This is a genomic window from Hafnia psychrotolerans (assembly GCF_014639435.1).
In the GTDB taxonomy this organism is placed as follows: Bacteria; Pseudomonadota; Gammaproteobacteria; order Enterobacterales; family Enterobacteriaceae; genus Ewingella; species Ewingella psychrotolerans.
In genome coordinates this window covers 248,702-254,790 of the sequence record NZ_BMFZ01000009.1, presented here as the reverse complement: position 1 = coordinate 254,790, position 6,089 = coordinate 248,702, and the positions used below count along the sequence as shown (strand labels likewise).

Here is a 6,089-nt window from a genome sequence, read left to right as displayed (position 1 = left end):
TTCTTTTAGAACTCGCAGGATCTGAGTTTCAGTGAAACGCGCTTTCTTCATGATGAGCCTCCCAATGGTTGTATTTTAACCAGAGAACTCTATCAAGCAGTAAGACTAAATTCAGGAGGGACTACATTTTCATATCTGATTTTTAAGTAACTTCAACTAAGTAGCATTGCAAATATATGTTGGTATGTTGCCTATCATGAAAAGGTAATTTTTATTATTTAGTTGGATAATTCGAATGTAAATACTATTATTGGGGTAGATGAAGAATAAAGGTTGACGCAGGCTAAGCCATGTGTCATCAACATTATCCTCTGGGAGTTTAAGAATCTTGTTCGACAACATATAATAAAGATTACCATCTTTTCAAACTGTGAATGCGATCTTGCGGTTAAACATCTTTGTTGGTTTTGACTTTGTAACACCATTAATGCTAATAATCCCAGAGTTTTCTTTAATGGTATACCCAAGGGATACATTTACATTATCGTTAACGTAGTGCTGGCGACACATGAAAAGCCATCTGGCAAAGTATTCTTCCATGGTAAATAAATTAAAATAGCTGAAATTGTAGCTACTAACCCTAAAAATATAACTTTTGTTTTAAGGGTGAAATTCATCGTTCAATCCTCAAAAAAATAATCAGAAATACAGGTATTAGGTTCGCTTATAGGTTTGTCGCAACGGATAATTGATGTCCTTGGCAGTAATGGCAAATGGGTAATGTAAACCCAGGGGTAATTTTTGCAGTCGTCAGAGAATTGTTTACTGCGAATCAATACATCTGAGTGGGCTTTGTCTGAAGAAGTCCCATTTGAAATAAAAATATGGCAACCTTGTGCCGTTTTCTGAAAGCGATAGTTTGAAAAATACTGACTGTCGTCACTGCCTCTCAACAGAGTCATTACACACAGTAATGCGAAAAAGACAACACTAGAGAGCAGGAGGATCCATCGGAGACGAAATATTTGTTTGTTTACTGGTTTTGTCGTCTCATATGGGGGTTTTTCTATAAATGCCCTTAATGAATCGGGTTCTTTGAGACCTTCAGTCACTTCAAGTTGCTCAATTTTCTCAAATTTATCTGCTAATGACTGCTCATCAAGGAGGTATGCATTCTCGGGGTTGGCTTCCACTTGCTGTTCCGTGGTCAGTTTTTTAATATGTGTATCACTTGCCAGCGTTAACCCGAGTCGAGGGATCGTGACTACGACATTACCAGTAAGGCCAATCTTTTTTAATCCCTTACGCAGAATAGAAATGTTCTGGTAAAAAGTATTTGAAGACACTTGCATTCCACGGTTTTCCCAAACGATTTCTAGAAAATCATGTTGAGTGACAATACTTCCAAATCTTTCAATCAGCAGTAGCAAACAACGCGCTGCCGGTGAATTTAGTACGACAACATTTTTAGGATTGTTAAGGTCATGTAACGTGCTGGACGCAGGGTGAAAGTCTATATATCCATCAATAATATAGTGATTATGCATAGGTAAATATCCTTATATAAAAAAGTCCACTTATAGAAACCACTTCAGAAGCTCGCTAACTTGACCCATGCTTCATTTTTCACTTTTTCTGGTCGTTACAGCTGAGTTTGAGGTCTTGTCTTAACAATATCAAGAAATATCAAGAGTTGATTGTTTATTATCCTTTAGCGCAAGTTGATGATTTCTTAGCACATAAATAACATTAGCATGCATATCTGATAATAAATCGAATAACTACGACGTGCTAATTAATATTGAAATGGCCTTCATTGCTGATAGTAACAATGTCGTTCACGCGAGTCATGTCTTTAGATACAAAAGCGTTAATAACCACTTGCGCATTTAAATTAATTCCGCTAACCTCACCTCCATTTTTTTTAAATGAAAGGTAATTTCCAGGTTTAAAAAACATGCTGTTTCCATTTCTCTCAATATTATCACTGGCAGTCACATCAACAGGGGTTCCGTCGATTACGACATTTTTAAGTAACAACGTCATTTTTCCTTCCCTCCCGAAAGCATAGCTGTTTTCATCAAATGACGGCGAGTTAAATGTGATATGAAAAATCTGTGAGCTTTTACAGTTAATGTTAATATTTACTTCACGTTCTTTTCCTAATTCTATTAGTGAATTGTTCTGATTTTTGCTATTTTTTAATATTTCATCTCGCGTCTGTGCATCCCAGGTTACAGTGGGTGAACTAAGCTCAATATCACAATTTGCAAGGGAGTTCTTGACCGTTATTAAGCTAAGTAATATTGATATTAATATGGCTTTATTTTTTTTCACGAAGACACCTTACCATTATGGGAGTATAAAGTTTATTCTCTTCTATTGAGTATTTATCTGGGAAATCAATATGACATGAATCACCCAAAGAGTCCGTTGTTGTCATTACACCTGTTGGTAAATCGTCAATAAATATTGTTTTATCCTCACTTACAAATGTTATGGTACGGCCCTTAGAGTCCAATACCGCTGAGCCTGGCGATGGTACACGTGGCCCATCAAAACTCAATAACATCCTATTAACTCTATAAATAGGTAAAGCAACGTGCACAACACTTCCTCTTGAAGGCGATACCTCGGCAATCCCGCTTTGAACTTCGAGGTTCTTCTTAAGGCTGCTCACGTTGACTTGAATGCGATTTTTCCTCCATGCGGAAGATGATGCAATTGCCTGGCCTTGACTGTCAGTCCAAACTTTCCCTGCTGGAGTCATGATTTCTACATCAGGTTCTTTACTATTAACAGAAACAATACCAAAGGTATCGGATACTTGCCGTGGAGTGAATGTCAATCCATTCTCATGAAGAACAACCCCACCTTTCATTCCTGCACGATAGCTTTTAGTACTGTCACCAGCGGCTGCGCCGAACGCAATTCTGGAGTATTTACTGTTGTAATATCCAGTTGCATTAATGTTTTTATCTTTATTTGAAGATGTTTCAGTACTCACGTCATAGTTAAACTTATCATTAACTTCTTGATTATAAGTTGCGCCATACCTGGTAACACGATCAGAATGATTGGAGTACAATTGAGCACTTCTTCCATTACCTAAAGGAATGGAAGCATTAATATAAAAATAGTTATCATTATAATTATTTTTTTTGTTACTAAACTTATTGTTTTGCAAGCCGATATTTAAATTTACTTTATTGAAATCGCGTCCCCAGTTAAGTGAGTAGGAATTTACATTGGTATTTTTGAATCGCCTGGTCGATGTTCCATTTAAGGAAATGCTTCCAAAATTATCGCTTTGGTATGTGAGCCCTAATGATAACTGGTCTTTTATATTCCCAGTATCTTCTGCTGTGTACCATGAATTCCCAGCACTACCAAAATCCATGTAGTTTTTAGAGCGAAAGTTAGCTGCCGTGGAGACGCTGATCTTGCTCGTAGCTTTATAATTTAGAGAGATATCATTTCTGATACCCAGTTTTTTTTCTTGACTATTGTCAGTATGTAGAGACTGAGTGCTTGTTGTGGAGGTTCTAAGAAGTAATTTTTCAGTAAAACGGAAATTACCGCCCGCCATTATCGACTGATACTGATTGCTAGCCAATCCACCTGCAAAAAAAGAGGCAAATGTGTTTCTATAGATATTACCAGACAATGCAGCCAGCGGTAAATTTTGCTTAGCCATTCTTAGTCGTCCGGCATAAACGTTAACGTTTCGCCCTTCAGGGAGAGTAGTTATCGAATCAGCTTGAATAAAAGGTATTACCTGTCGTGAAGTTTCTCCACTACTTGCTATAAAAGACAGAGTAAAGTCGTCACTCTGATTTAATATAGGAATGTCTTCTATTATTGTTGTTCCCGCTTCTACATACACTGTTTTGAGAAGTGCCTTTCTCTGATAGATATCTACCTGTGCCGCAGTGGGCGCGTAAATTTTAAGGTTTACAGTTGTACTGTTACTTGCCAGCCCATTCTCTGGGGAGATTTCTACGCCTGTAATATTGATCCCTGAAAAAGCATCACCTCCGGTAGTAAATTGGCCAAAGCGGACGGAAATCTTTGAGCTTGTGAAAGAACGTTGGATGTAGTTATTAAGTCGTGTTAGATTGCTTGTTTTTCCATAGGCATAATAACTTTGATTGCTTCTAAATATCCAGTTTTTGTAATTGGCGCCAAGCTCACTAGTTAAAGATTTGTTTGAAAATTTTCCTCCGCGAGAGTTATATTCTCGAGCAGAGGCATCATAGTTAAAAATAATGGCTTTCCCGCCTGTTACGTAATTGTTTTTACTTGGCATCATTGTTATTGGTACGAATATTACAATATTATTATCAAGGGGGTTCTTAGTTACTTTAATGTCAGGCGAGAGCTGGTTGCATCCTTCCTTGCCTCTTTGTAACGCGCTCGCGTCTATGTTGAGAGAGTTTAAAATACTTGTTGTCCAACAGATTTCTCCCTGTTTAGTCACGTTAATCGAATACGCACCTTTATTAATGTTGTTTATTATCACTTCAGTTTTGTTTATTCCTGGCGGGAAATCTCCTTTTTTGGAAAGGTATTCTACTGATGATTCTGTATAGCCTATGTTTTTCAGAATCTCAGCATCAAATACATCAGCAGCATTCACTTTTGAAGATGTAAGTATAATCATTAGTAATGCAGAGATACCTTTGTTTTTTTGTTTTTGCATGATTTTTATTAAATATCAATAATATAAGGTGCTGCCAACATTCCAAATCTGGTTGCTGGTTGTATTTTTAACCTGGAAACTGACTTAAGTTCATTTTCTTTTAAAGGGATATCTATCTTCTCCCCAGGGAGAATGTATCTTTTTTTAATATCAACCGCTTTACCTGCTGGTAAAAGAGTCACAGTACTTAACATGCGTACTATATATTTTGAGTTGTTTTCTATTTTAATTCCATTGGCCGTCTTTAAGAAAATCAACTCCTTCCATGGTTCATAATTTACTGGCAGCCCCACAGGAGATATTATGACCGGAATGTTTTGAGCTATAACCAATTGTGCTTTGCTATCTTTCCCTGCATGTTTTTTAGGCACAGAGGTAAAGTTTAATCGCTGCATTCTTTGGTGCGTTATATTGACATCATTTTTTAATATTACACGGACTAATTGTTTTTGCCCTGGCTCTAACCGTGCTAGTTGTGGCGTAATAAGTAGTGAAATCGTTTTATCTTCAGGGATGCTTTGTACACTACTGTGTAACAGAGCCGTTGTATTATCAGTGTTTTGTACTGTAACAACAGCTTCTCTATTGTTTGCATCTATAAACAGTGTAGGCGTATCGGGCTTCATTCCTGCAGAAAAACATGTTAATGGTGCTGTTAATCCAAGGGTAAGTGCTAATAAAAATATATTTTTCATATGCAAAGGTCATCGTTAAAAATGCCAAAGGTTTTATTAACCTTTGGCTATCTATTAGAGGTAATTAACCGTGAATGTTACGCTACCATCAAGAGTTGTCTCCTCGCCGGAAGGATACCTACTCGCTTCAAATAGAGTAATTCCTGGGGTCAGTGTGACTGAAGCCGTTGTAAAGCTACTTGGTGAAGTTGCACTCGACGTCGCAGCAACTGAGATGTAACCGTTATTTTGAAGGATACCGCTCTCTAAAGTAGTCCAGGTAGACTTATCAGTGCTCTGCATTATATATGCAGAAGCAGAGTCAAGCTTAACGTCAGTTAACATGAATCCAAGTGCACCAATATTGTTTGATGCACTATCTTTACCCAAACCAAAAAGTTCAGAATCAGCCATGTTAGATGGTGAGTTCGCAGGGAAATCTGCATTCGTTATTGCACTAGAAGCCCTATTATCAGTAACCTGCAAGGCTACGTTGCTCGCTGCGTCGCAATTCAGACCTAATGTTACGGATGACCCCATGATTCCATTAATGCTATTAGGTAAATCTGCTTTAGATATTCTCCCGAAGTCAATTGTTGCATCGCTAAGTGAAACATCACATGTTGAAATTGCATTATACCTTTTACACCTAGTGTCGCCGTTTCTGCTGCATTTACTGAAAATACAGCAGGCATCATGGCAAGAGCAACGAAAGTAGAAATTAATAGTTTACGCATTTTTAATCCTGATATTAGTAAGTGAAAATGAGATTA

7 protein-coding genes are annotated in these 6,089 nt (G+C 37.4%); all 7 read right to left on the bottom strand.

Going from position 1 to position 6,089, the window contains the following annotated elements; translation table 11 throughout:
• Positions 1-156: 156 nt before the first annotated feature.
• Positions 157-342 carry a YqeJ family protein gene (locus IEV89_RS22120; RefSeq protein WP_506256301.1) on the bottom strand — a complete coding sequence of 62 codons (186 nt, stop codon included), beginning with the start codon at positions 340-342 and terminating at the stop codon, positions 157-159.
• A gap of 278 nt (positions 343-620) precedes the next feature.
• Positions 621-1,487: a winged helix-turn-helix domain-containing protein gene (locus IEV89_RS16860; protein WP_188474678.1), complete on the bottom strand. Its 867-nt coding sequence runs from the start codon at positions 1,485-1,487 to the stop codon at positions 621-623.
• Positions 1,488-1,731: 244 nt separating this feature from the next.
• Positions 1,732-2,277 (bottom strand): DUF1120 domain-containing protein, encoded by a 546-nt coding sequence (locus IEV89_RS16855; protein WP_188474677.1) that lies wholly within the window; start codon positions 2,275-2,277, stop codon positions 1,732-1,734.
• Positions 2,264-4,642, bottom strand: coding sequence for a fimbria/pilus outer membrane usher protein (locus IEV89_RS16850; protein WP_188474676.1), 2,379 nt, complete (start codon positions 4,640-4,642; stop codon positions 2,264-2,266). The genes IEV89_RS16855 and IEV89_RS16850 overlap by 14 nt, the downstream gene beginning before the upstream one ends.
• 8 nt (positions 4,643-4,650) lie before the next feature.
• Entirely contained in the window at positions 4,651-5,337 is a 687-nt protein-coding gene (locus tag IEV89_RS16845; protein ID WP_188474675.1) for a fimbria/pilus chaperone family protein, read from the bottom strand.
• A gap of 54 nt (positions 5,338-5,391) precedes the next feature.
• The gene (locus tag IEV89_RS16840) at positions 5,392-5,895 is read right to left on the bottom strand and encodes a DUF1120 domain-containing protein (protein ID WP_229746509.1); all 504 of its coding nucleotides are present in this window, start codon (positions 5,893-5,895) and stop codon (positions 5,392-5,394) included.
• Positions 5,841-6,053, bottom strand: a complete 213-nt coding sequence (locus IEV89_RS21800; protein WP_229746504.1) for a hypothetical protein — start codon at positions 6,051-6,053, stop codon at positions 5,841-5,843. Before IEV89_RS21800 ends, IEV89_RS16840 begins: the two co-directional genes overlap by 55 nt.
• Between the last annotated feature and the right edge of the window lie 36 nt (positions 6,054-6,089).

What these genes read in the sequence shown, in the direction of transcription:
- IEV89_RS16860 (WP_188474678.1), bottom strand. Translation starts at nt 1,487, where the DNA reads ATGCATAATCACTATATTATTGATGGATATATAGACTTTCACCCTGCG.
- IEV89_RS22120 (WP_506256301.1), bottom strand. Translation starts at nt 342, where the DNA reads ATGTTGTCGAACAAGATTCTTAAACTCCCAGAGGATAATGTTGATGAC.
- IEV89_RS16845 (WP_188474675.1), bottom strand. Translation starts at nt 5,337, where the DNA reads ATGAAAAATATATTTTTATTAGCACTTACCCTTGGATTAACAGCACCA.
- IEV89_RS16850 (WP_188474676.1), bottom strand. Translation starts at nt 4,642, where the DNA reads ATGCAAAAACAAAAAAACAAAGGTATCTCTGCATTACTAATGATTATA.
- IEV89_RS21800 (WP_229746504.1), bottom strand. Translation starts at nt 6,053, where the DNA reads ATGCGTAAACTATTAATTTCTACTTTCGTTGCTCTTGCCATGATGCCT.